A 685-nucleotide genomic window follows, 5' to 3' on the forward strand; every position below is an offset into this window, starting at 1 on the left:
GGACGTCGACGACTACGCGACGTCGAGCCATGCCCGGAGTGCCTGACGGATGACGTCGCTGGTGTTCGTATGATCAGCAGCCGCCCGCGCGGCAAGTGCCGCCCGCAGTTCCGGGTCCAGCCGCACCGGTACCACATCTGCTGGAGCCGACCCCAGCGGACGGCGGCCCCCGCGTCGACGCAGTTCCGCAACGTCATAACCGGCCTCAGCCTCCGCCGCCAGCCGATCCACCAGCTCGTCGGTCACCGGCACACCGTTCGACATCGGTGCCCTTTCACTGCTGTCCGTCATGACACACCTTTCACTGATCACGGCAGAAGATCCCGGTACTTCGCCCGCATTCGCATCGCGTGGATGATCAGATCTGTGTCGTCCAGGAGTAGGACGACGATCTCCAACAGGTTGCCCGCCCGGTCCGGGCCCAACCGCAGCTCCCGACGCGGCTCCTCGTCGTCGTCCCCGAGGGGATAGGCGACCAGGAATCGTTGGGCGGCATGGATGCTGTCCGCGTCGGCGATGCCATGCTTGCGTGCCGACCGGTGAACATGCACCCGACAAACGTATTACGAAACTGGTTCTCCTGTCAGCCTCCACGAGATGTGCGGGCCCTGTTGCGTTGAACGGAGGCAGGACATGGCAGGCCCTGCCAGCTGGCTGATCGGCTTGCCAGGGTGAGTTCGGCGAA

2 protein-coding genes are annotated in these 685 nt (G+C 65.1%); both read right to left on the reverse strand.

What is annotated here, in order from left to right; genetic code table 11:
• Window positions 1-12: 12 nt before the first annotated feature.
• The gene (locus U9977_RS18210) at window positions 13-291 is read right to left on the reverse strand and encodes a ribbon-helix-helix protein, CopG family (protein WP_322750481.1); all 279 of its coding nucleotides are present in this window, start codon (window positions 289-291) and stop codon (window positions 13-15) included.
• Window positions 292-308: 17 nt separating this feature from the next.
• Window positions 309-551, reverse strand: a complete 243-nt coding sequence (locus tag U9977_RS18215) for a hypothetical protein (protein ID WP_322750482.1) — start codon at window positions 549-551, stop codon at window positions 309-311.
• Window positions 552-685: the final 134 nt, after the last annotated feature.

Origin of the sequence: Protofrankia sp. Cas8 (assembly GCF_963555845.1) — a bacterium.
Taxonomy (GTDB): Bacteria; Actinomycetota; Actinomycetes; order Frankiales; family Frankiaceae; genus Protofrankia.

What these genes read in the sequence shown, in the direction of transcription:
- U9977_RS18210 (WP_322750481.1), bottom strand. Translation starts at nt 291, where the DNA reads ATGACGGACAGCAGTGAAAGGGCACCGATGTCGAACGGTGTGCCGGTG.